We start from the raw sequence: 353 nt of genomic DNA, 5'->3' as shown, positions 1-353 counted from the left end.
TTTGACGTGATCCTACCCTCTCTGCTGTAGTGCCTCAGGATCATCGCCAACGGCGACCCAAGACCGATTCGCTCCGGGTAGCTCGGTCGGACTCCTTGAGTTCGGAGCCTTCTCTTCTGCGGAATTTCATTTCCGTTTTGTGCTCGACCTGATCGTCGAGGCGGATGACCACTGTTGCCTCTGCCAGGCAATAGCGGTCATCCGCCTCGACGATCGTATTCAGCCCCGGAGCCCACTGGGGAAACACTGGGCACCCTTTGTGCGCGGATGCGTGCCAGCAGGTTCCGATCCAGGCCACGACAAGGGTCGGTTGGCGAATCATGGCGCAGTTAAACCAAGTTTTGCGAGGAGCT

General features: G+C 58.4%; 1 protein-coding gene. It reads right to left on the bottom strand.

What is annotated here, in order from left to right; translation table 11 throughout:
* Positions 1-40: 40 nt before the first annotated feature.
* On the bottom strand, positions 41-353 hold a 313-nt coding region (locus DK261_RS33375), incomplete at its 5' end, for a hypothetical protein (RefSeq protein WP_218278181.1).

The organism is Pseudomonas sp. RW409 (assembly GCF_003184125.1).
In the GTDB taxonomy this organism is placed as follows: Bacteria; Pseudomonadota; Gammaproteobacteria; order Pseudomonadales; family Pseudomonadaceae; genus Aquipseudomonas; species Aquipseudomonas chlororaphis_I.
This window is presented reverse-complemented; position numbering and strand designations above follow the sequence as displayed.